The 22,054-nt window shown below is 67.4% G+C and carries 18 protein-coding genes; 14 read left to right on the top strand and 4 right to left on the bottom strand.

The genetic code is table 11. The annotated features are described in order from the left end of the window. The first annotated feature begins 59 nt into the window (after window positions 1–59). The 6 genes from AC1PLA_RS20160 to AC1PLA_RS20135 all read left to right on the top strand — a co-directional run bounded on the left by AC1PLA_RS20160 (window position 60) and on the right by AC1PLA_RS20135 (window position 6,938). A complete protein-coding gene (locus AC1PLA_RS20160) occupies window positions 60–1,442 on the top strand; it encodes a DcaP family trimeric outer membrane transporter (protein ID WP_047125022.1) in 1,383 nt (460 codons plus the stop codon). A gap of 84 nt (window positions 1,443–1,526) precedes the next feature. Further along, the gene (locus tag AC1PLA_RS20155; protein WP_039521212.1) at window positions 1,527–1,844 is read left to right on the top strand and encodes a DUF485 domain-containing protein; all 318 of its coding nucleotides are present in this window, start codon (window positions 1,527–1,529) and stop codon (window positions 1,842–1,844) included. Further along, window positions 1,841–3,568, top strand: coding sequence for a cation acetate symporter (locus AC1PLA_RS20150; protein WP_024937572.1), 1,728 nt, complete (start codon window positions 1,841–1,843; stop codon window positions 3,566–3,568). The genes AC1PLA_RS20155 and AC1PLA_RS20150 overlap by 4 nt, the downstream gene beginning before the upstream one ends. Window positions 3,569–4,081: 513 nt before the next feature. Further along, entirely contained in the window at window positions 4,082–5,119 is a 1,038-nt protein-coding gene (locus AC1PLA_RS20145) for a glycerophosphodiester phosphodiesterase family protein (protein ID WP_243849993.1), read from the top strand. A 152-nt stretch (window positions 5,120–5,271) separates the two neighbouring features. Beyond that, window positions 5,272–6,111, top strand: coding sequence for a peptidylprolyl isomerase (locus AC1PLA_RS20140; protein ID WP_481105226.1), 840 nt, complete (start codon window positions 5,272–5,274; stop codon window positions 6,109–6,111). Beyond that, window positions 6,108–6,938 carry a hypothetical protein gene (locus AC1PLA_RS20135; protein WP_481105225.1) on the top strand — a complete coding sequence of 277 codons (831 nt, stop codon included), beginning with the start codon at window positions 6,108–6,110 and terminating at the stop codon, window positions 6,936–6,938. The genes AC1PLA_RS20140 and AC1PLA_RS20135 overlap by 4 nt, the downstream gene beginning before the upstream one ends. Window positions 6,939–7,089: 151 nt before the next feature. Here the strand turns inward: AC1PLA_RS20135 and AC1PLA_RS20130 are convergent, their stop codons facing one another. Continuing rightward, on the bottom strand, window positions 7,090–8,238 hold the full coding sequence (locus AC1PLA_RS20130; RefSeq protein ID WP_211921249.1) for an ROK family protein: 1,149 nt from the start codon (window positions 8,236–8,238) through the stop codon (window positions 7,090–7,092). Window positions 8,239–8,397: 159 nt separating this feature from the next. On the opposite strand from AC1PLA_RS20130, the gene AC1PLA_RS20125 reads away from it, so the two are divergent. From AC1PLA_RS20125 to AC1PLA_RS20110, 4 genes are read left to right on the top strand one after another with little or no spacing between them, the layout of a single operon-like run. Then, window positions 8,398–11,016 (top strand): TonB-dependent receptor, encoded by a 2,619-nt coding sequence (locus AC1PLA_RS20125; protein WP_481105224.1) that lies wholly within the window; start codon window positions 8,398–8,400, stop codon window positions 11,014–11,016. Then, complete coding sequence (locus AC1PLA_RS20120) at window positions 11,006–12,271, top strand: phosphodiester glycosidase family protein (protein ID WP_481105223.1); 1,266 nt, start codon at window positions 11,006–11,008, stop codon at window positions 12,269–12,271. Before AC1PLA_RS20125 ends, AC1PLA_RS20120 begins: the two co-directional genes overlap by 11 nt. Before the next feature lie 56 nt (window positions 12,272–12,327). After that, window positions 12,328–13,107, top strand: a complete 780-nt coding sequence (gene xth, locus AC1PLA_RS20115; protein ID WP_349780285.1) for an exodeoxyribonuclease III — start codon at window positions 12,328–12,330, stop codon at window positions 13,105–13,107. Further along, the gene (locus AC1PLA_RS20110; protein ID WP_102581259.1) at window positions 13,104–13,541 is read left to right on the top strand and encodes a GFA family protein; all 438 of its coding nucleotides are present in this window, start codon (window positions 13,104–13,106) and stop codon (window positions 13,539–13,541) included. Before xth ends, AC1PLA_RS20110 begins: the two co-directional genes overlap by 4 nt. A gap of 55 nt (window positions 13,542–13,596) precedes the next feature. On the opposite strand, the gene AC1PLA_RS20105 is transcribed toward AC1PLA_RS20110, so the two are convergent. Then, the gene (locus tag AC1PLA_RS20105; RefSeq protein ID WP_016901812.1) at window positions 13,597–13,848 is read right to left on the bottom strand and encodes a GlsB/YeaQ/YmgE family stress response membrane protein; all 252 of its coding nucleotides are present in this window, start codon (window positions 13,846–13,848) and stop codon (window positions 13,597–13,599) included. 126 nt (window positions 13,849–13,974) lie between these two features. Between AC1PLA_RS20105 and AC1PLA_RS20100 the strand changes: the two genes are divergently transcribed. Continuing rightward, window positions 13,975–14,571 carry a 4'-phosphopantetheinyl transferase family protein gene (locus AC1PLA_RS20100; protein WP_349808984.1) on the top strand — a complete coding sequence of 199 codons (597 nt, stop codon included), beginning with the start codon at window positions 13,975–13,977 and terminating at the stop codon, window positions 14,569–14,571. Between the two features lie 111 nt (window positions 14,572–14,682). On the opposite strand, the gene AC1PLA_RS20095 is transcribed toward AC1PLA_RS20100, so the two are convergent. After that, complete coding sequence (locus AC1PLA_RS20095; protein WP_481105222.1) at window positions 14,683–16,269, bottom strand: alkaline phosphatase D family protein; 1,587 nt, start codon at window positions 16,267–16,269, stop codon at window positions 14,683–14,685. Window positions 16,270–16,531: 262 nt separating this feature from the next. Beyond that, window positions 16,532–18,160, bottom strand: coding sequence for an alkaline phosphatase D family protein (locus tag AC1PLA_RS20090; RefSeq protein WP_481105221.1), 1,629 nt, complete (start codon window positions 18,158–18,160; stop codon window positions 16,532–16,534). Between the two features lie 352 nt (window positions 18,161–18,512). Between AC1PLA_RS20090 and rsmG the strand changes: the two genes are divergently transcribed. The 3 genes from rsmG to AC1PLA_RS20075 all read left to right on the top strand — a co-directional run bounded on the left by rsmG (window position 18,513) and on the right by AC1PLA_RS20075 (window position 22,005). Next, a complete protein-coding gene (gene rsmG / locus AC1PLA_RS20085; RefSeq protein WP_481105220.1) occupies window positions 18,513–19,154 on the top strand; it encodes a 16S rRNA (guanine(527)-N(7))-methyltransferase RsmG in 642 nt (213 codons plus the stop codon). A gap of 139 nt (window positions 19,155–19,293) precedes the next feature. Continuing rightward, complete coding sequence (locus AC1PLA_RS20080; RefSeq protein WP_481105219.1) at window positions 19,294–21,114, top strand: DUF885 domain-containing protein; 1,821 nt, start codon at window positions 19,294–19,296, stop codon at window positions 21,112–21,114. A 507-nt stretch (window positions 21,115–21,621) separates the two neighbouring features. Beyond that, entirely contained in the window at window positions 21,622–22,005 is a 384-nt protein-coding gene (locus AC1PLA_RS20075; protein ID WP_016902720.1) for a hypothetical protein, read from the top strand. Window positions 22,006–22,054: the final 49 nt, after the last annotated feature.

The raw sequence follows: 22,054 nt of genomic DNA, 5'->3' as shown, positions 1-22,054 counted from the left end.
GCCTCACGCTCCGCACAGCATCGCCATCAAGCGCGAGGCCTTATCGGGGAGAGGGGTCCATGACACACCGTACTGCACCGTTGGTGCGCCATCCGCTGGCGGCTGCCTTGTTCGTGGCGAGCATCCTGCCGGGCGTGGCGTTCGCGCAGACCGCCAAGGAAAAGGCGCTGGAAGCACGCATTGCCGAGCTCGAGCGTCAGGTCCAGCTGCTGGTGTCGGCGCAGCAACAACAGCAGGGCCAGATCACGCAGACGCAGACCCAGGTGACCGAGGTGCGCGCCGCGCAGGCACAGGCACCGGCCGCGCCTGTGGTGCCGGCCGGCAAGCGGCCGATCCAGCTGACCAGCATCACACCGAACGCAGCGGCGGGGACAACGTTCCGTTACGGTGGTTTCATCAAGGCCGACTTCATGACCACCCGCACCTCCGACGGCGCATTGCCCGAAGGCGCGGTGGGCCGTTACCTGTACATCCCGACCCAGACGCCGGTCGGTGGCCAGGCCTCGAGCACCGATACCGACTTCCATGCCAAGTTCTCGCGCTTCAACCTGGGCGTGGACACCGTCACCGAAAACGGCGACAAGATCACCGGCTTCATCGAACTGGATTTCTTCGGCAACGCGCTGGCCAATCAGGTCAACAATCTGTACGGCGGCACCTTGCGCCACGCCTACGTGAGCTGGAACAACTGGCTGGCCGGCCAGACCTGGTCCAACTTCATCGATTCCACGATCCTGCCCGAGGCCGCCGACATCGTCGGACCGACCGACGGCGCACTGTTCAGCCGTCAGACCCAGATCCGCTACACCCGTGGCGCCTTCAGCGTGTCGGCGGAAAATCCCGAGACGCTGACCACGCCCTACCAGGGCGGAAACACCATCCTGGCCTCCGACCACGGTGCGATGCCGGACCTGACCGCGCGCTACAACTGGAAGGGCACCTGGGGCACGTTCGGCCTGTCGGCGATCGCGCGCCAGTACCGCACGCGCAGCGCGCTGACCAACGACACCGACTTCGGCGGCGCGATTGCCGGTGGCGGCCGCTGGATCATCAATTCCAACAACGATCTGCGCTACCAGCTCAGCTACGGCGAGGGCCTGGGGCGCTATCTGGGCCTGGGCAACGGCTCGGATGTGGAGATCGACATGGACGGCAATATCCAGACCGTCAGCACGATCGCCGGCTGGGTGGCCTGGCGCCACGACTACAACGCCAAGCTGCGCAGCACGATCATGTATTCGCGCGTGAACTACGACCACGACATCGCCAATACCGGCGCGCTTGCGAGCAAATCGCAGCAGAGCATCCGCGCCAACGTGTTCTATTCGCCGCTGCCCAAGGTCGATGTGGGCGCGGAGCTGATGTATGGCCGTCGCGAAGCCGAGAACGGCGACAGCGGCGACATTTCGCGCCTGCAATTCACCACCAAGTACAGCTTCTAGTTTCTGCCACCGGCGGCTCGTTCCACTGCGGTGGGACGGGCAAGGCCACCGTCGTTTTACCAGCGCTCTACCAGGAGACAGACAATGACCGTCTCGAATGACGCACTGATCGCCAAGATCGATGCCAATCCGAAGTACCACGCACTCAAGCGCCAGCGCAACGCGCTGGGCTGGACCCTCACCGTGCTGATGTTGCTGGCCTATTACGGCTACATCGGCCTGATCGCCTTCGACAAGGAATTCCTCGCCAAGCCGATCGGTGCCGGCGTGACCTCGATCGGCATTCCGATCGCGATCGGGGTGATGGTGTTCACCATCGTCATCACCGCCATCTACGTGCGCCGCGCCAACAACACCTATGACCAGCTGACCGCGCAGATCCTCGAGGAAGCCCGCAAATGAGCAAGTATTCGCGCCTTCTCCTGATCCTGGCCGGGCTGATGCCGGCCGGCATCGCGCTGGCCGCCGGCGGCGACATGGGCCAGGTCGACAAGCAGCCCACCAACTGGGTGGCGATCGGCATGTTCGGCTTCTTCGTGCTGGGCACCTTGTGGATCACCAAGTGGGCGGCGGCCAAGACCAAGTCGGCCTCCGACTTCTACACCGCCGGCGGTGGCATCACCGGCTTCCAGAACGGCCTGGCGATCGCCGGCGACTTCATGTCGGCGGCCTCGTTCCTGGGCATCACCGCGGCGGTGATGGCCAATGGCTACGACGGCCTGATCTATGCGATCGGCTTTCTGGTCGGCTGGCCGATCCTGACCTTCCTGATGGCCGAACGGCTGCGCAACCTCGGCAAGTACACCTTCGCCGACGTGGCCGGCTATCGCTTCGCGCCGACCGCCATCCGCAGCTTTGCCGCGTCGGGCACGCTGGTGGTGGTGCTGTTCTATCTGATCGCACAGATGGTCGGTGCCGGCGCCTTGATCAAGCTGCTGTTCGGCCTGGACTACTGGGTGGCGGTGACCCTGGTCGGCGTGCTGATGATGGTCTACGTGCTGTTCGGCGGCATGACCGCCACGACGTGGGTGCAGATCATCAAGGCGGTGCTGCTGCTGACCGGCGTGACCTTCATGGCGGTGGCGATCATGTGGCACTTCAACTTCAGCTTCGAGGCGCTGTTTGCCGAGGGCGTGCGGGTGAAGACCGCGATCGCGGCCAATGGCGGCGCATCGCCGGAGGACGCGGCCAAGGCCGGCCTGTCGATCATGGGCCCGGGCGGCTTCGTGAAGGACCCGATCTCGGCGATCTCGTTCGGCATGGCGCTGATGTTCGGCACCGCCGGCCTGCCGCACATCCTGATGCGCTTCTTCACCGTTCCCGATGCCAAGCAGGCACGCAAGTCGGTGCTGTGGGCCACCACCTGGATCGGCTACTTCTACATCCTGATCTTCATCATCGGCTTCGGTGCGATCGCGCTGGTGCTGACCAACCCGCAGTTTGCGGACGTCACCACCGGCACCATCCACGGCGGCAAGGGCGCGGCCAACATGGCGGCAGTGCTGGTCGGCAATGCGGTCGGCGGCAACGTGTTCATGGGCTTCATCTCGGCGGTGGCCTTCGCCACCATCCTGGCGGTGGTCGCAGGCCTGACCCTGTCCGGCGCTTCGGCGGTGTCGCATGACCTGTACGCCACGGTGATCAAGAAGGGCAATCCGGCGCCGGGTTCGGAGCTGAAGGTCTCGCGTGCCACCACCCTGGTGTTGGGCGTGATCGCGGTGCTGCTGGGCATCGTGTTCGAGAAGCAGAACGTGGCCTTCATGGTGTCGCTGGCGTTCGCCATCGCGGCCTCGGCCAACTTCCCGGTGCTGATCCTGTCGTTGTTGTGGAAGAACTGCACCACCCGCGGTGCGGTGGTCGGCGGCTTCCTGGGCCTGGTTTCCTCGCTGGTGCTCACCATCCTGTCGCCGTCGGTGTGGGTGGACACGCTGGGTAACGCGGCCGGTTCGGCGCCGTTCCCGTACACCTCGCCGGCGCTGTTCTCGATGACCATTGGTTTTGTCGGCATCTGGCTGTTCTCGATCCTGGATCACAGCCCGCAGGCGGCCAACGAACGTGCCGCGTTCAAGGCCCAGCAGATCCGTGCCGAAACCGGCCTGGGTGCCAGCGGTGCGTCGGGTCACTGACGCATCGGTCCATCGCTGGATGTAGCGCAGAACGCCGGCCTTGTGCCGGCGTTCTGCGTTTTGGCAAACGCTTGCGGTCAGCTGCACAACGCCCGCTGCGCGGGTATGCGGAGCTGCAACTTTGGTGGAGCCGCCAAGCACCAACGTGCTGCTGCCGCGTGCATCGCAGCGCAGGCCATGCATCGCTGCGCATCGCATCGCATCGCATCGCATCGCCACACCGCACATGCGCGACAGATCGCCATCTCGCAGAAACAATTAATTCATGGATAGTGACTAAATTGGCGGGCAAGCCGAGCGCTGATCACGCGCGGCTTGGCCTCCCCCCCGGTATCGACCGGCTGGCGAGTGCGCTGCAAGCGAGTCCGCCGATGGTGTCGACCCCTCGGCTCTCGTCCATCCCTTGCCTTTCCTGCCTCTATAACCGGGACATAGACCATGCCGACCGCTCTCGTTCCACATCCGCTTGCCCGCGCCTGCCGCCTGCTTGGCGCACTGGCCGTGCTGGCTGCAATGCCGCAACTCGCTGCGGCATCGTGCGGCAACACCGCCCACAAGATGGCCGAAATCCTCAACGACACATTCACCGCCGACACCCTGGTCCTGGCCCATCGTGGCCTGTGGGGCAAATATTCTGGTGATGCAGCGCTTCCGGAAAATTCCAGCCGCGCCGTGCTCACCGCCGACGTCCAGTGCATGGACGGTGTGGAGCTGGACGTCAAGATCACCCAGGACGGCATGCCGATACTGATGCACGATTTCAATCTCGGCCGCACCACCGACGTGTATGCAGTGGTGGGCGGTGGAAAGTACAACCCGGCAACCAATCAGGGCGCCAACCCGACCGTCAGCAGCCTGCCGCTGGCCACGATCAAGAGGCTGCATCTGCTCACGCCCGACCGCAGCACCGTCACCGGTTGGCAGGTCTACAGCCTGGACGAGCTGTTCGCGTACTGGAAGAACAACAACATGCAGCTGCCGTTGATCTTCGACGTCAAGACGGCCGATGGCGTACGTGCCGTGCATACCGCTGCATTGCGCGCATTCCCCAACCATCCCGAGCAGGTGGTGGCGATGAAGGTCAATGCCACGCTGTTCCCGCATCCGGCCGCATTTGTCGGCAATTCCCGGTACGTGCACGCCATCCCGGTCTACACCACCAACATGCTGTCGAGCATCGACGTGCCGGCCAGCCGGGTCGAGTGGCAGAGCTATGCACATACGCTGGAGATCAACGTCAAGCAGGACGATGGCCTGCTGCAAGGCCAGAAGAATGCCGCGCGTGCCGAAGGCAAGCGCATCGGCGTGTTCCAGGCCATTCCAGACGGTCCGGTGGCCGGCAAGTTCTACAACAACAACGGCTCGTGCTGTTACACGCTGGCGGAAAAATTCGCGCCGGCTTACCAGGGAAATGCCGACACCGCCGACCATCGCGGAGATATCGGCTTCCTGATGTCGCAGCGCTTCGGGCTGATCACCACCGACGACCCGAAGACCACCATGCGCGTGCTCAAGACCAACGGCCGACGCGTATCGCATTACGCGCCGTAACAGGCTGATCGTATGAGAGGTGTCCCGGAGTAGAGGCTCGACTTTGCACCGGGCACCGCATGGCATTCGATCGCCGCGATGCGACTTTTGAAGGAAACCTCATGTCAGATGCTGGAGTGGTTTCAATGACGTCGGCAAGCAGGAAGATTGGTTTGCGTTGGCTGCTGGGCGCAACGACGACCGTTACCTGTCTGCTCGCTGCGCTGCTGCCTCTGTCGGCCGGCGCAGTCTCCGCAGGCGATGCTGCGCCGGTCGGGCAGGATTCGCACCCGGGCCAGGACCGCGCTGCCTCGCAGATCGAGCGCGAGGTGTTGGCCGAACGTGCCAGGGCAGATGGGCTTGCCGACGACCCGCAGCTAGCGGCGATGGTGCGCGCCGATCCCGATCCGGACACGGTGCTGGCCCAGGCCGAACGCAATCGCCTGTTGCTGGATGCGACGATCACCCAGGCCCAGATCGCGCAACGCTTTGCTGAGCGGCCCGGCGATTTCGACGAGTTCCGGCTCAGCCATCTCTTTATCGCAGAGCAGCCCGGCAGCGGTGCGCGTGCCGGGCATCCATTGAGTCAGGCGCAGGCACTGGCGCGCGCGCAGGAACTGCGTCGCCGCGTGGACGCCGGAGCGGATTTCGGCCAGCTGGCCAGCAGCGACTCCGACGATGCGGCCACTGCGCACGAGGGCGGCCAGCTGTCGTCGATGTTCGGCCTGTATCTGGCCAAACCGTTCGAGGCGGCGGTGCGTGCGTTGACACCCGGTCAGGTCTCACCGCCGGTGCGTGGGCCGGGCGGGTATCACCTGATCCGGCTGGAGGAAAAACACGTTGCGACCCTGGACAACGTCGGCGCCATGATCGAGGCGCAGCTACGCGAAGAAGCACGTGACCGCGCCATCGCGCAGCTGGTGCAGGCGCGTTCGGCCCGGTTGGACGCTGCCGCTGCGGCGGGCCATGCAGCGCAGCCTGCCGACAACCGCGCCCGTCAGGCCCTGCAATGATCGCGCAGTGGGCCACGCATGCACGCTGGCTCGGATTGGCATGGGCCGCGGCGCTGTGCGGCTGTGGCGCGCCTTCGCCACCGGCGCCGATGCACAACGACACCCCAGCGCAGGCGACATCTGCTGCAGACGCGGATTCGCACGCTGCGGTGGCGATTGCATCGGGCAGCGCTGCGGCCGGCTACGCGCGTGCGCAACGGTATGCGCGCTGCGCATTGATCGCCGAGACGTCGCAGCCCACGCGTGATGGGATCGAGCTGGACGACATCGACCGGCTCGGCGACGCTGCGACCGCAGGCGCCGGGAACCGGTTGGACCCGCAGGCGCTGCAGCGCGCAGCATGCCGTCATGTCGGGGCCGGCGAATACGCACAGGTGGATCAACTGCTGCGTCAGTCGGCTGCCGCCGGCAATGTGGATGCGCAGATCGAGCTGCTGCGTCGCCGGGCAAGCGCCGTGCTGGAGCGTCAGGTGCCTGCGGTGGCAGACGGCCTGTTCCCGCCGCCGTCTGCTTCCGATCATGCCGAGGCAGACCAGGTGCTGGCGGCGCTGGAAGACTTGGCCATGCGTGGTCATCGCGCCGCCATGCCGGTGCTCGATCAACTGCTGTCCTCGCCGCTGCCGGGCACCGCCGAACCGCTGTATGGCGACGCCTGGCGGCTGGTCGCCGAGCAGCCGTTTGGGCATCCCTTGCCGGCCACACAACCGCTACGTGGCGAAGCGATGTTCGACGACATGGATGCGCACACCGAACAGCAGGTGGTTGCACTGGCCCGCGAACTGCACGCGCACTGCTGTGCGGGTCAGGGCGCCGGCCAACGGGAGTGAAGCAGGCCTGTGCGGTTGTCGCAGCGTCGTCTGCGCATCGCGTCCAGCCCCTGATGGCGTTGCCTCCGCTACGCGGTCTCGTGCTGAAGCATCGCCAATGGCGCGCTGCGCTCGCCCGCGTCCGATGACGCAGCACGCATTGCGCCAGCACTCAACGGAAATACCGCGCCTGCAGCGGTAGCGTCGCCGCACCGATCGCGCAGGCATCGGCCGGTGCTTCGGCCGGCAGCAGTAGCGGCATCGGCCTGGCCTGACCGCGACGCGGCAGGTTGTCGATCTGCACGGCGGCGATCAGGCGCCGGGCCAGATCGGCCGGCAGGCGGCCACCGAACACGATCGCTTCCGGGTCGCACACCGCAGTGATCGCCGAGACGATCAACGACACCCCCGGCGCGCTGCGCGCGATCCAGCGCTCGATCGCCGGCCAGGTCGGGTCGTAGGCGGCCAGCAGGCTGCGCACGTCGGCAAACGCCACGCCGTCGTCGGCCAGCAGTTCGCGCAGCAGTTCCAGCGTGGCGCGTTCGAGCTTCTGCGCCGGCAGCATGCCGGCGAATTCACCGGCATTGCCGCGCGCACCGCGCATGACCTGGCCGTCGATGACCAGGCCACCGCCGAACCCGTAGCTGAGGTAGAGGTAGGCAAAGTCGCGATGTCGACGGCCCACGCCCAGCATCGCTTCGCCGGCGGCGGCCACGCTGCCGTCGTTGTCCATCCACACCGGCTGCGCGCAGGCCTGCGCCAGCCACGGTGCCAGGGCGAACTCGCCAAGCGCACGCAGCGGCTCTGGCGGATTGATGCGCCCGTCCTCGCCGGTAAAAAACCCGCTCATCGCCAGCCCGATCCCCAGCCGCGGCCCCACCGCGTGCTCCAGGCCTGCCAGCAGCGCCGCGTCGCCGGCCTGCAGCTGCAGCAACACCGCGTCGGCACTGCGTGCATCCAGCGGCAGCTCGCTGACCGCCAGCACCTGGCCGGCGAAGTCCACCAGCGCCAGGCTCAGCGCGTCGGTGGCGATGGAGACGCCCAAGGTGTGGCCGTGCGCCGGATTCAACGACACCGCCACCCCCGGCTTGCCGCGCCCGGCGCGTGCCACGCCGCTGCCCATGTGGACCATGCCGCGCGCCTGCAGGCCTTCGATCAGGCGCACCGCGGTCTGCACGGTCAGCCCGGTGCCGCGGCTGAGGTCGGCGCGGGTGAGCACGCCGGCCAGGCGCAGGCGGTCGAGCATGTCGCGCTCGTTGCGGCTCAGGCTGGGGAAGTTCGGCGAATGCGGCGGCAATGCGACGGTGGCAGTGGACGGCATGGCGAGCGGTGGCACGGGGGAGGCGCTAGCTTACCCGGTCCGGCTGAAATAATTAATTCACAGTAAGTTATTAAATTGGCGACCTCTGCCACCGCCGGTCATCCCATGTCACGTTTGTGCACCCGTCCATGTCCCCGCCGCTGCCTGCTGGCCCTGTGCGTGAGCGCCAGCCTGGGCGCCCATGCCGCCGAGCCCGCGATTGCCGCGCCCGCCAGCGACACCGCCCCGGTGCAGCTGGATGCGGTGCAGGTCTCCGGCCAGCACCTGTCGATCCGCCAGGCGATCGGCGCCAAGCGCGAGGCGGCCGTGGTGTCCGACGGCGTGGCTGCCGACGATATCGGTTCGATCCCGGACTTCGGCCTGGGCGAGGCGCTGCAGCGGGTGCCGGGCGTGTCGATGGTGGTCAACAACGGCCGCGGCGAGGCGCAGTTCATGAGCCTGCGCGGCTTCAATCCGGACTACAACAACGTGCTGATCGATGGCGTGGCGCTACCGTCCACCGAGACCAGCCGGCGCGTGCAAGCGCTGGACGTGATTCCCGCCTCGCTGGCGCAGCAGGTGGATATCTACAAGACCTTCAACGCCGACATGGACAGCAATGCCATCGGCGGCATCGCCGCGCTGCGCACGCGCAGTGCCTTCGATCACGACGGCCGCTTTGCCACGGTGCGCGCCAACCTGGCCGATTGGGAAAACCGCCGGCATCTGCAGGGCAGCACGCCGTCCGGGCAGGTGCAGGGCAGCTTCAGCGACACCTTCGGGCCGGACCAGCGCTTCGGCGTGGTGCTGTCGGCCGATTACTTCCGGCGCGATTCCTCCTCGCTCAATACCGCCATCGACAGCTACAGCTATTACGCCAATGGCGTGCGCCAGAACCTCACCCCCGGTCTGGATCCGGACGGCCTGGCGATCGCACCGGACCGTTTCCGCCCGCTCAGTTACGACAACCTGCGCCAGCGCCGCAGCATGTTCGGCAAGCTGGAATATGACGATGGCCAGGACCTGAAACTGGCTTTCAGCGCCGGCACCTTCGAGCACAGCAACGACGAGCAGCGGCGCTCGCAGTGGATCAACCGCGTCGGCAACGCCACGATCACCGATGGCGACCGTGGCCGCTATGCGCAGGGCAGCGCGCAGGTGGATGCCAACCGCTTCGATCAGACCCGCACACTGCGCTACGCGCAACTGGGCGGCAGCTTCCGGCTCAACCCGGAAGGCCACGTGGATGTCGTGCTCAACCGCGCCACCGGCAAGTATCAGCAGGACACCCGCGAGGATGTGTTCAGCGCCGCCGCTTCCGCGCGGCTGGGCTTTGCGTATGCGCTCGGAGATGCTGCGCGCCCGCGCATCGCCTTGAACGACCCGGGGTATTACGGCAATGCGGCCAACTACACGCAGCAGTATTTTCTGACCCGCGTGGAAAAGAGCAGCACGGACACGACAACATTCAAGCTGGACTACAGCCAGAACGCCGATGCCGATGCGCGCGGTTGGGGCATGCGGACCGGCCTGCAATATCGCGACCTGCAGCAGCGCTACAACCTCGATGAAGTACGCCGCAATCCAGCCGGCCGGGTGAGTCTGGCGACGATCGGCACCGATGACGCACGCATCTGCCCGTATGCGGATTTCAGCTGCCTGTTGCTGGTCGACCCGGCCAGGGTCGCCGCCTTCGCTGCCGCCTCGCCAGGCGCCTACGTGCTGGCCAACACCAATGCACGCAACAGCGCGATCAGCGACTTTGGCATCGACGAGCGCAACGGCGCCGCCTATCTCATGGGTACCTGGCATGGCGAGCGAACGCTGGCCACGGTCGGCCTGCGCAACGAATACCTGCAGCGCGCCGTACGCAGCGCGGTGCCGCAGCCCTTGAACAGCACCAGCAACTACGTGCAGCAATCGGCCGACAGCGATCGCCGTTTCCTGCTGCCCTCGGCCAACGTTGCCTGGGACATCACCCCGGCGTTGAAACTACGCATGGCCGGCAGCCGCACCATCGGCTTGCCCACCTATGCCGATATCGGCCAGAACAGCAGCCCGGTGGTGGATGTCACCGGCTTGACCATCAACCGCAGCATCGCCAATCCGCTGCTGCGCCCGCGCCGCGCGGACAATCTGGACCTGTCGCTGGAATGGTATCCGGACCGCGATTCGCAGCTGTCGCTGGCGCTGTTCCACAAGCGCATCGGCGATGAAATCGTGCGCCTGACCAGCACCGATACCCAGCGCGACCCCGGTGGCCTGGTCGGCAGCTACCAGGTCACCACCACCCAGGCGATCAACACCGGTGCTGCGCAGGTGCAGGGCATCGAATTGACCGCCATCGACACGCGCTTCGATTTCCTGCCCGGCGCCTGGTCCAACCTGGGCGCGATGTTCAATGCGACCCTGCTCGACCCGCGTACCGCCGACGTGCAGATGGCCGACGGCACGCGCCGCGCGTTGCCCGGCCTGATGGAATCGCCCAAGCGCAGCGCCAATGCCTCGCTGCTGTACGACATCGGCCGGTTCAGTGCGCGCGTCAGTGCCAACTACACCGGCCAGCAACTGCTGTCCGCCGCCACCGACAACCGCGTCAACGACCGCTATTACGATGCGATCACCAGTTACGACGCGCAGTTGGCGTGGAGTTTCAGCAAGCAACTGCGCCTGACCGTCCAGGGCCGCAATCTCAGCAATGCGCGGCTCACCCGCGTGATCGGCGCCGACCAGCAACTGCTGCGCGAGCAGCTCGACAACGGCCGTGCCTACTACCTGGGAGTGGACTATGCGTTCTGATTGCCGCGCCGCATCGGCGCTATTGCATGCAGTGCTTGTACTGCTGGCAACGCTGGCCGGCAGCGCCACGGCCGACGATGCTGCAATGCCGCCAACCGATGCGCCCTTCGTGCCGATGGAGACCCTGGTCAGCGGCGACTGCTGGGGCCAGTGGCCAGACGATGTGCTGGCCGCGGTAAGCCGCTGCAAACCGGCCGAACACAATCGCATCGCCTTGCAGGTGCCGGACGATGCCGATGGCCCGGCACGCGTCGGCGTCGATGCCAAGGCCTGCAGCGGCGCGCGCTGCGCCGGCCTGGCGCAGGTGTTGCAAACCGCGCCCACCCAGCGGCTGCTGCTGCGCACGCCACCGGCGCGCATCGACGCGGTGCTGGCCGCGCTGGATCAGGCCCATGCCCGCGCGCGCGTCAGCATCGAGCCGCTGGTGCAGCCGGTACCGGCGCCCGGCGCGCCGATCACGCTGGCGCCGGGCATCCGCTACTGGCGGCAGGCCGTGCGTGGGCCGCAACCGGTGATGCTGCATATCGCCGAAGTCGATCTCGCCACACCCGGGCTGCAGCTGGTCGGCACGCGCGGCGAGCGCAGCGGCGGTGGCGAGTTCCTGGCCAACCCCACCACCGCGTTCGTACGCGACGGCGATCTGGCCCTGGCGATCAATGCCGATTACTTCCTGCCGTTCGATGGCGGGCACCTGTTCGACAAGGCATTCGTGCCCGCTGCAGGGCAGGGCGTTACTGCCGAAGGTCTGGCGATCGACGCAGGCCATCTCGATTCGGCCGCCGCCACCAGCGATGCACGCGTCAACGCGGCGTTGTGCGTGAGCACGCGCAACGCGGTCGGCATCGTGCGCGGCAGTTGCCCGTCCGGCACCCGTCTGGGTGTGGGTGCCGGCCCGCTGCTGCTGCTCGACGGCAAGCGCCAGCCACGCGAGGCCAGCCGCGCCGAGTACTACGACGGCCCCGAGCCACGCAGCGCGCTGGGCCTGGATCGCGCGCGCAGGAAGCTGTGGATGGTGGTCGCCGATGGCCGCCAGCCCGGCTATAGCGCCGGCATCAGCCTGGACGCGCTGACCGCAGTGCTGCAGCAACTCGGCGCCACATCCGCCATCAACCTGGACGGCGGCGGCTCCAGCACCCTGGCCGCGCGCGTGGACGGCCGCGTGCGCGCCCTCAATCGCCCCATCCACACCGGTATCCCGGGGCGCGAGCGCCCGGTCGCCAACCAGCTCGGCGTGCGCATCGCCCCGCGGCCCTGAGCACACTCCGGCGGCGCGGTACCATTGGTGGTTTGAACCACGGTCCGCGCCACGCCATGAAGATTGCCTCCTGGAACGTCAACTCGCTCAATGTGCGCCTGCCGCACCTGCAACAGTGGCTGGGCACGTTCGCCCCCGACGTGGTCGGCATCCAGGAAACCAAGCTGGAGGACCACAAGTTTCCGGATGCGGCGCTGGCCGCTGCCGGCTATCGCAGCGTGTTCTGCGGGCAGAAGACCTACAACGGCGTGGCGATCCTGTCGCGCTCGCCGGCGCTGGACGTGCAGATGGGCATCCCCGGTTTCGACGACGTGCAGCAGCGCGTGATCGCCGCCACCGTCGATGGCGTGCGCATCGTCAACCTGTATGTGGTCAACGGCCAGGACGTGGGCACCGACAAATACGCCTACAAGCTGCGCTGGCTGGCCGCGGTGCACGACTGGCTGGCGCAGGAACTGCACAAGTATCCGCAGCTGGTGGTGTTGGGCGACTTCAACATCGCCCCGGATGCGCGCGATGTGCACGATCCGGCAGTGTGGAACGAGCACCACATCCTCACCTCCACCGCAGAGCGCGCCGCGCTGGAACAGCTGCTGGCGCTGGGCCTGCACGATGCGTTCCGGCTGCATTATGAAGACGCCGAGCAGTTCAGCTGGTGGGATTACCGCCAGGCCGGGTTCCGCCGCAATCTGGGCCTGCGCATCGATCTGACCCTGGTCTCGGAGGCCTTGCGCGTACGCGCGGTGGAAGCGGGCATCGACCGCGAACCGCGCACCTGGGAGCGCCCCAGCGACCATGCACCCGCCTGGGTGCGCCTGGCCGAGGCGGGCGCATGAGCGAGCGGCATCTGCGGCGTAGCACGCACAAGGTCGGTGAGGTCACCCTGGGGCCGGTGCATCGGCTGAGTTGCCACTGCGGCGCGGTGCAGATCGATCTGGATCTGCCGCATGGCCTGCTCGATCCGCGCCGTTGCGACTGCTCGATGTGCCGCCGCCGTGGTGCCATCGTCGCCTCGGTGACGCTGGATGGCCTGCACGTGCGGCAGGGCGAGGATGTGCTGCGGCTGTATCAGTTCAACACGCATGCGGCGGCGCATTATTTCTGCGGCGTGTGCGGCATCTACACGCATCACCGGCGGCGCTCCAATCCCAACGAGTACGGCTACAACGTCGGCTGCCTGGAGGGCGTCAATCCCTATGCGTTGAACATCGCCGTGCCGGTGGAAGATGGGGTGCACCATCCGCTGGATCGTGCTCCGGTCGATGGCTGAAACGACAACGCCCGGGCAAGCCCGGGCGTTGGATGTTCCATCAGTGGATGCGTGCTTAGCGCACGCGGCCACGGGTGAACAGATTGACGATTGCCAGCAGGATCACCGCGCCCACCAGCGACCATACGAAGGTCCACAACGTGATGGCCTGATTGATGCCGCCACCGAACAGGAACCCGGCAATCAGCGCGCCGACGATGCCGACCACGATATTGAGAATGATGCCTTGCTGCGCATCGCGACGCATGATGATGCTGGCCAGCCAACCCACGATGCCGCCGACGATCAACCAGATGATGATGCCCATGTTGCCGAACTCCTCATGCGATTGCACCGGAAGTAGTGCATGGGCGCCATTCAACGCAGGCCGGCGTGAAGTGACTGTCGAGCGCGGTCGCACGCGCATGCGGCTGTTGTGCTTGGTGCACGCAGCGTGACAGCGCACGCAAGCTGGCATATCGGCCCGGTGCAGCTGTGGCTGCGTCCGCACCGGCATGGCGAGCGTGGCGAACCACAGGCGCGCGAGTTGCTGGGCCAGGCCCTGGCGCTGGAACCTGCCCAGGTGCCGCTGCGGCGTGACGAGCGCGGGCGGCCTTCGCTGCAGCCGGCCCTGCCCGACCGGGACACCGGCTGGAGCCATAGCGGCGATTATCTGCTGGTCGGCCTGGGGCAGGGCGTGCGGCTGGGCGTGGATCTGGAGCGCATCCGCGCGCGCCCGCGTTTGCTGGAAATCGCGCAGCGATTTTTCCATGCCGACGAAATCGCATTGCTGGCCGGCCTGGCACCGGACGCGCAACAGGCGCTGTTTTTCCGCCTGTGGTGCGCCAAGGAAGCGCTGCTCAAGGCGTACGGGCATGGCCTGTCGTTTGGCCTGCATCGGCTTGCCTATGCAGTGGCACCCGACGGCGCATTGCAGTTGCAGTGGTGCGACCCCGCGCTCGGCCAGGCCACGCAATGGCAGTTGCACGAATGGTGGGCCGCACCGGACTGCCGCGCTGCGCTGGCGTTCTACCCGTTGCCGGCCGAATAGGCACGGAGATCGCTTTACTGCGTGGCTGCAGCGCGGGTGCGCGCTGCGTCCTGGACCGGGGTGCAGCACGTGCCTGACATGGATGCTTGCGTTGCTGGCCCGACCGGCGTTTCAGGCATGTTCCGGCCGCGTCGCAGCGTGCGGCAAAATCGGCTGACGGAACTGCGCCACCCCATCCAGATTGCGCAAGGTCACCGTCAGCACGCCGGTGCGTGCATCGATCTCCACTTCGCCAAAGAACTGAAATCCTGCCAGTGGCGACAGGTTGGGCGCCGGCGGTGCTTTCTGGAAGATCACCGTCGGGCCAAAGGTGGCATCGAGTGCATTCGGGCCGAAGCTGCCGGCATTGAGCGGCCCGGCCACGAACTCCCAGAACGGCTCGAATTGCTGAAACGCCGCGCGATCCGGGTGGTAGTAATGCGCCGCGCAATAATGCACATCGGCGGTCAGCCACAGCGTGTTGCGAATGCGCGCTGTGCTGATGAAACGCAGCAGCGTGGCGATCTCCTGTTCGCGCCCACGCGGCACGCCCGGATCGCCATTGGCGATCGCCTCCCAGCGCGCGCGGCCTGCGGCGTCCTGCCCATCAGGTACCTGCAGGCCGATCGGCATGTCGGCGGCAATCACCTTCCATTGCGCGCGCGAGCCGGCCAGTTCGCGCTGCAGCCAGGCCAGTTGCTGCGGGCCCAGAAAGGCCGCGTCCGCGCCCGGTTGCGGCTGCAGGTTGTCGCTGTTGGCGCCGCGATAGCTGCGCATGTCCAGCACGAATACATCCAGCAGCGGGCCGTAACTGATCTTGCGGTAGATGCGGCCGTTGCCATCGGCATGCACACCGCGCATCGGCGCGTATTCCAGAAATGCCTGACGCGCACGACCAGCGAGCACCCCGATATCGCGCACCTGATAGCGCTCGTCCAGCTGCTTGCCGGGCGACCAGTTGTTGGTGGTTTCGTGGTCGTCCCACTGCCAGACCTGCGCCACCTCGGCATTGAAGCGACGCACATGCTCATCGAGCAGGTTGTAGCGGTAGTTGCCGCGGAATTCGTCCAGCGTTTCGGCCACCTTGCTCTTGGCCGCAGTGGTGAGGTTGCGCCAGCGCTTGCCCTCTTCCACGATCAGCTCGGCCGGGATCGGGCCGTCGGCATAGATGGTGTCGCCGCTGTGCAGGAAGAAATCCGGGTTGCGCTCGCGCATCGCGCTGTAGATGCGCATGCCGCCGATGTCCGGATTGATGCCGAAGCCCTGGCCGACGGTGTCGCCACTCCAGACAAAGCGCACATCGCCACGCGCCTGCGGCGCACTGCGCAGATGGCCGTGCACGGGTGCGCTCAAGACGCCGTTGTCGGCATCTTCGAAGCGCACCCGGTAGAAGATGTCCTGATCGCGCGGCAATGCACCCAGATTCACCCGGGCAGTGAAATCGTGCGCCGGCGAAGCCACCGGCCCATCCACGCGACGCGCCTGACGCAGGCTCGGGCGCGTATCCCATTCCACCCGCAGCCGCGCCGGCCGATCGCAGCGGCTCCACAGCAACGCCCGGCCATCCACGACATCGCCGCTCTGCACCCCATCGGTGATCAGCGGCCGCCCGGACGGCGCAGCCAGACTACGCGTGGACCAACCGGCGGTGGCCGGCAACAACAGGCCGGCACCCAACCCTTGCAACACGCGGCGGCGGGCGGGATCGGAGGCGGTCATGGCATCCTCGAACGTCTGGCAGCGGCGCCCAGATATAGCGCCGCCTTCTTACCGGCGCGTGTCCATTGCGCTGCACGACGCGCCCGGCCTGTGGGGATGGATGGAGTCACCGCGTTGCGCAGCACGCACCGCAAGCTCTGCGCGGCAAGGTCGTGGCAAGGCGGTTCACGCGTGCGGTGAAGGTTGTGGAGATCGGCAAAGGCAAGTTGTGGTGGATGGTGTGGCAGGAGGTCGCCACCACCCGTGGCAGCGCAGCGCAGGCTCACGCCTCCACCGCACCGGCCTTGCCGTCTTCGACCACAAAGCGCTTCAACGTCGAGACGGTGGCGTCGCGGTCGCGGCGGTCGGAGATGCCTTGCAGGCGCGTGTCCATCCGGCCCGGCGTCAGCGTTACCGAGACATAGCCGCGGGTTTCGCCTTCGGCGTAGTGCACGTGTGGATTGAGCGCCATGGTCTGTTGCAGCTCGGCGTTGCTCTGGCCATCGGAGGTGATCGAGGTGCCGACGAATTCGGTGGCCAGCGTCGGCGAGTCGGGATTGGCCGGATCGGCCTTCAGATCGGTGACCCAGTACGAATGGATGTCGCCGCCCCAGAACACCGGGTTGCGCAGTCGGGTCCTGGTAATTGCATCGAGCATGCGCGTGCGCGTCGCCGGGTAGCCGTCCCAGCCGTCGGTCCACTGCCCGAGCACGCCGTCGCGGCCGTGCTGGTTCATCGGTGCCACCAATAGATCCTGCGCAATCACGTTCCAGCGCGCGGCCGACTGCGCGAAGGCGCCATGCAGCCAGCGCTCCTGTTCCCAGCCGAGCATGCTGCGGCGTGGGTCGGTGCGTTCGTGGCAACTGTCATCCACCACATGCCCGCCGCGCCAGCCGTTGGGCTGCGGGCAGGGTTGTTCGCTGCGGTACTGGCGCCCGTCGAGCACATAGAAACGCGCCAGCTGGCCGTAGTCCAGCGAGCGGTAGATGCGCATGTCGGCGCCATGCGGGCGACTGCGCGCGCGCAGCGGGAAGTGTTCGTAGAAGGCGCGGTAGGCGGCCGCGCGCCGGGCCAGGAACGTGTCGACCGCAATCGACGGGTCCTGCGACCAGCGGTTGGCGTAATCGTTCTGCACCTCGTGGTCGTCCCAGGTCGCCACGCAGGCGCTGCCGGCGTGCAGCGCCTGCAGGTCGGGATCGGTGCGGTACAGCGCATAGCGGTTGCGGTAGCCGGCCAGATCCAGGCACTCGCCGCTGCCGTGCGGGCGCACGATCTTGTTCGCTGCCTCGCCGTGGTTGCTGTATTCGTAGATGTAATCGCCGAGGAAGAACACCAGGTCCGGCTGTTCGGCGGCCAGGTGGCGGTAGGCGCTGAAATAGCCCAGCTCCCAGTGCGAGCAGGACACAAAGCCCAGCCGTGCGGCATCCGGCAACTGGTGCGGCGCCGGCAAGGTGCGCGCGCTGCCGATGGCGCTACGCGCGCCCAGCGCCTGGAAGCAGTACCAGTAAGGGCGATCGGCGGCCAGGCCGGCGACCTCCACATGCACCGCATGGCCCCAGGCCTGGCTGGCGACGGTCTGGCCCTGGCGCACGATGTGGCGCATGCCCGGGTCGCTGGCCACCTGCCAGCGCACCTGCACCGGGGCGGTCAGCCCGCCGCGTCCGTCCGGCTCCAGCGGGCGCGGCGCCAGCCGGGTCCAGATGACAAAGCCGTCGGCCAGCGGGTCGCCCGCGGCCACGCCCAGGGTGAACGGGTCCGCGCTGCCACTGGCCCGCGCGAACGGGCTGAGCAGTCCGGCGGCCGCCAGCCCGGCGCCAGCAACGAGAAGACGGCGGCGGCCATGATCCACGGCGGCAGCTGTGTTGCCGGGGCCAGGCAGGGGCGATGCAGACGACGGGTCGATCGAGGACATGGGCACACAGGCGATCTGGCGAACGCGACCATAGTGCGACGGGCGGATGTCCGTTCAATGGCAGCGGCAGTGGTGTCGCTGCTGGCGCAGGCTTGCGTGCGTCATCGGCTGCCGATGGCGGATACGGATACGGGTGTGCCACCGTGGCGGGTGACCCTGCCCACAGCGATGCCCACACGCCGGTGCAGCGGCGGCTGTGGTGGGTGGCAGGCCTTGCGGCACCGCAGGCCTGGACGTTGTGCTGGGCAAGTTCACATACGTCGGCTTGCGGCCCACGCGCTCACGCGCCACGCATCGCCACCATGCGCGTCACGCACGCACCTGCACGCCAGCCAGCTGCGATAATCGCGGCATGAACGATGCCGTACTTCCCCCCGATGTAGCCGCTGCGCTGGCCAACGGCCTGCAGGCCCAATCCCTGGATGCGGCCTTCGCCGCGCCGTTGTTGCGCTATCTGACGCTGCTGGTGCGTTGGAACAAGACCTACAACCTCACCGCCGTACGCGACCCGCGCGCGATGGTCACCCGCCATCTGCTCGATTCGCTGGCCATGCAGCCCTACATCGCCAGCGGCACGCTGGCCGATCTGGGCACCGGCCCCGGCCTGCCCGGCATTCCGCTGGCGATCACCCGCCCGCAGCTGCAGGTGACCCTGGTGGAAAGCAACGGCAAGAAGGCCCGCTTCATGCGCGAGGCGCTGCGCCAGCTGGCGCTGGGCAACGCGCGCGTGGCCGAGTCACGCGCTGAGGCGCTGGACGAGCCGGCCGCCTACGACCATCTCACCGCGCGGGCGCTGGACACGCTGGCCGGCATCATTGACGTCGGCGGCCACCTGCTGCGCCCGGGCGGCAGCCTGCTGGCGATGAAGGGGATCTACCCGCACGACGAGATCGCCGCGCTGCCCGCCGGCTGGACGGTGGGCGAGGTGCATCCGCTGCAGGTGCCCGGCCTGGACGGCGAGCGGCATCTGGTGGTGGTGCGCAAGGCAGGCTGAAGCGGCCGGCCTGTCCGGTCGCGCGCATTCACTCTGCAACCCCCAATCCCCAATCCCCGCGCTGGGACTTCCGGCCCATGGCAGCTGCCGCCCGGGCTGCCATGATCGAACGTTCGATCCGAACGCAGGCCGCCCGCACGTGACATCTCCTCTCGCCGCCGCACTTTCGCTCGCCCTGCTGGGCGCAAGCTTCGCCGCCACCTCGGCGCAGGCCGCCGCACCGACACCAGCGGCGCCCGCCACGCTGACCGCCGAGCGCCCCGCCGATGCGCGCTTCCGCGCCATCTACGAAAAAGAGTGGAACTGGCGCCAGGCCGAGACCGGCCAGGCCGACGAAGACAGCGACACCACCGGCGACAACACCCATCTGCCCGATGTCGGCCCGGCCGCGCAGCAGGCGCGCCTGGCGGTATGGGACGGCGTGCTCAAGCAGCTCGACGGCATCGACCCGAAACAGCTCTCGCCCGCCAACCAGGTCAACTACGCCATCTACCGCCCGCAGGTGGAAAACCTCGCCGCCGAGGTGCGCCTGCGCCTGTACGAGATGCCGTTCAATTCGGACAGCTCGTTCTGGTCCAACCTGGGCTTCATGGCGCAGCGGCCGATGAAGACCGCTGCCGAGTACCGCGCCTACATCGCGCGCCTCAACGACGTGCCGCGCTATTTCGATCAGCAGACCGCCAACATGCGCGCCGGCCTGGCGCGCGGGTTCAGCGTGCCGCGCGCGGTGCTGGATGGCCGCGACGTTTCCATCGCCACCGTGGCCGATGTCAAGGATCCCACCGCGTCCAGCTTCTACGCGCCGTTCAAGCAGCTGCCGGCGCAGATCCCCGCTGCCGAACAGGCACAGTTGCGCGAACAGGCCAAGGCCGCGCTGAGCACGGCCGTGCTGCCGGCCTACAGCAAGCTGCTAAGCTTTTTCCGCGACGAGTACATGCCCAAGGCGCGCACCACGCTGGCGGCCGAAGCGCTGCCCGACGGCAAGGCGTTCTATCGCCAGCAGATCCGCGAATACACCACGCTGGACCTGACCCCGGAGCAGATCCACAAGATCGGCCTGGACGAGGTGGCGCGCATCCAGGCGCAAATGGACGCGATCATCCAGCAGGTCGGTTTCAAGGGCAGCTTCGCGCAGTTCCTGGCCTTCCTGCGCACCGATCCGCAGTTCTACGCCAAGACCCCGCAGGAACTGCTCGATCGCGCCGCGTGGATTTCCAAGCGGGTGGACGGGCAGGTCGGCAGGTTCATCGGCACGCTGCCGCGCGGGCGCTTCACCATCAAGCCGGTGCCGGACGATATCGCCCCGTTCTGGACCGCCGGCCGCGGCGGCGCCACCACCTATTGGGTCAACACCTACAACCTGCCGTCGCGGCCGTTGTACAACCTGCCGGCGCTGACCCTGCACGAATCCTCGCCCGGGCATTCGCTGCAGGGCTCGCTGGCGCTGGAGCAGGGCGACCAGCCGGCGTTCCGCCGCGAAAACTACATCTCTGCTTATGGCGAAGGCTGGGCGCTGTACACCGAAAAGCTCGGCCAGGAGATGGGCATCTACGAGACCCCGTACGAGGAATTCGGCCGGCTCACTTATGAGATGTGGCGCGCCTGCCGGCTGGTGATCGACACCGGCGTGCACCACGACGGCTGGAGCCGCGAGCAGGCGCTGGCTTACCTGCGCGACCGCACCGCGCTGAGCGAGCACGAGGTCACCACCGAGGTGGACCGCTACATCTCCTGGCCCGGCCAGGCGCTGAGCTACAAGCTGGGCGAGATCAGCATCGTCAAGCTGCGTGCCGAGGCCGAACAGGAACTGGGCGACCGCTTCGACATCAAGGCCTTCCACGACGCGGTGCTGAAGCAGGGCTCGGTGACCTTGCCGGTGCTGGAGCAGCAGGTGCGCGCCTTCATCGCCGAGAGCAAGGCGCGCCCGGCAACGTCCAAGCCCAGCGCCGCCGCGCCCTGACCCAGGCCAACGGTCCGCTCCACGTAGGAGCGGACCCGGCCGCGACGTTGTCCCGACCCGGCGCCGTCCTGGCCTCGATCCCAAGTCCAGGTAATCGTCGGCCGCTTCTCGCCGGCCCGGGCGCTGTCTGCGATCAACCAGCATGTAGGCGGAGCGCCATCGCGCTGACCAGGACGGCGTCGCGGCCAGGTCCGCTCCTACGACCGTCCGTGTTGCTGCGTCGCGCCCGCCTGTTGCGCCTGATGGCGCTGGCCAAACGGTCCGCTCCACGTAGGAGCGGACCCGGCCGCGACGCCGTCCCGACCCTGGCGCCGCCATGGCCTCGATCCCAGGTCCAGGTAATCGTCGGCAGCTTCTCGCCCTCCCGGGCGCTGTCTGCAATCAACCAGCATGTAGGCGGAGTGCCATCGCGCTGACCAGGACGGCGTCGCGGCCAGGTCCGCTCCTGCGATGCTGCGCGGCAGGCATGCGATTGTGTAACTGCCCCGGCCCCGATAGGCTGCGCCCATGCTGCTGCGTCGCGCCCGCCTGTTGCACCCCTTGCTGCGTCTGATGGCGCTGGCGGTGTTGGCCATGGGCGTGCTGGTCGCACCGGTGGCCTGCGCACTGGGCGATGTGCATGCGCTGGCGCACGACCAGATGCACCTGGAAGACACCGCACCGCACGGCCATGACGGCGCCGACGAAGGCGATGCCGGCGAGCGCGATGGGGCCGGCCTGATGCACGCCCTGATGCATAGCGGCTACTGCCACGGCCAGAATCCGGCCGTCTTGCCGGCGCTGGCCTGGCTGCCGTTGTCCACGCACACGCAGGCCCAGCCCGTGGCCGTGCTCGCGTACTACCGCTCGCACCTGAGCGAGACCGGATTGCGTCCCCCGATCGCGGCCTGATGCATCGCCGGCAGCTGCCGGCCTGTCCATCGATCCCGATTCCGGAGAC

The sequence above is a fragment of the Xanthomonas sp. NCPPB 1826 genome (genome assembly GCF_056725285.1).
The sequence above is the reverse complement of the archived record's forward strand: the minus strand, read 5'-3'. Positions and strand labels throughout refer to the sequence as shown.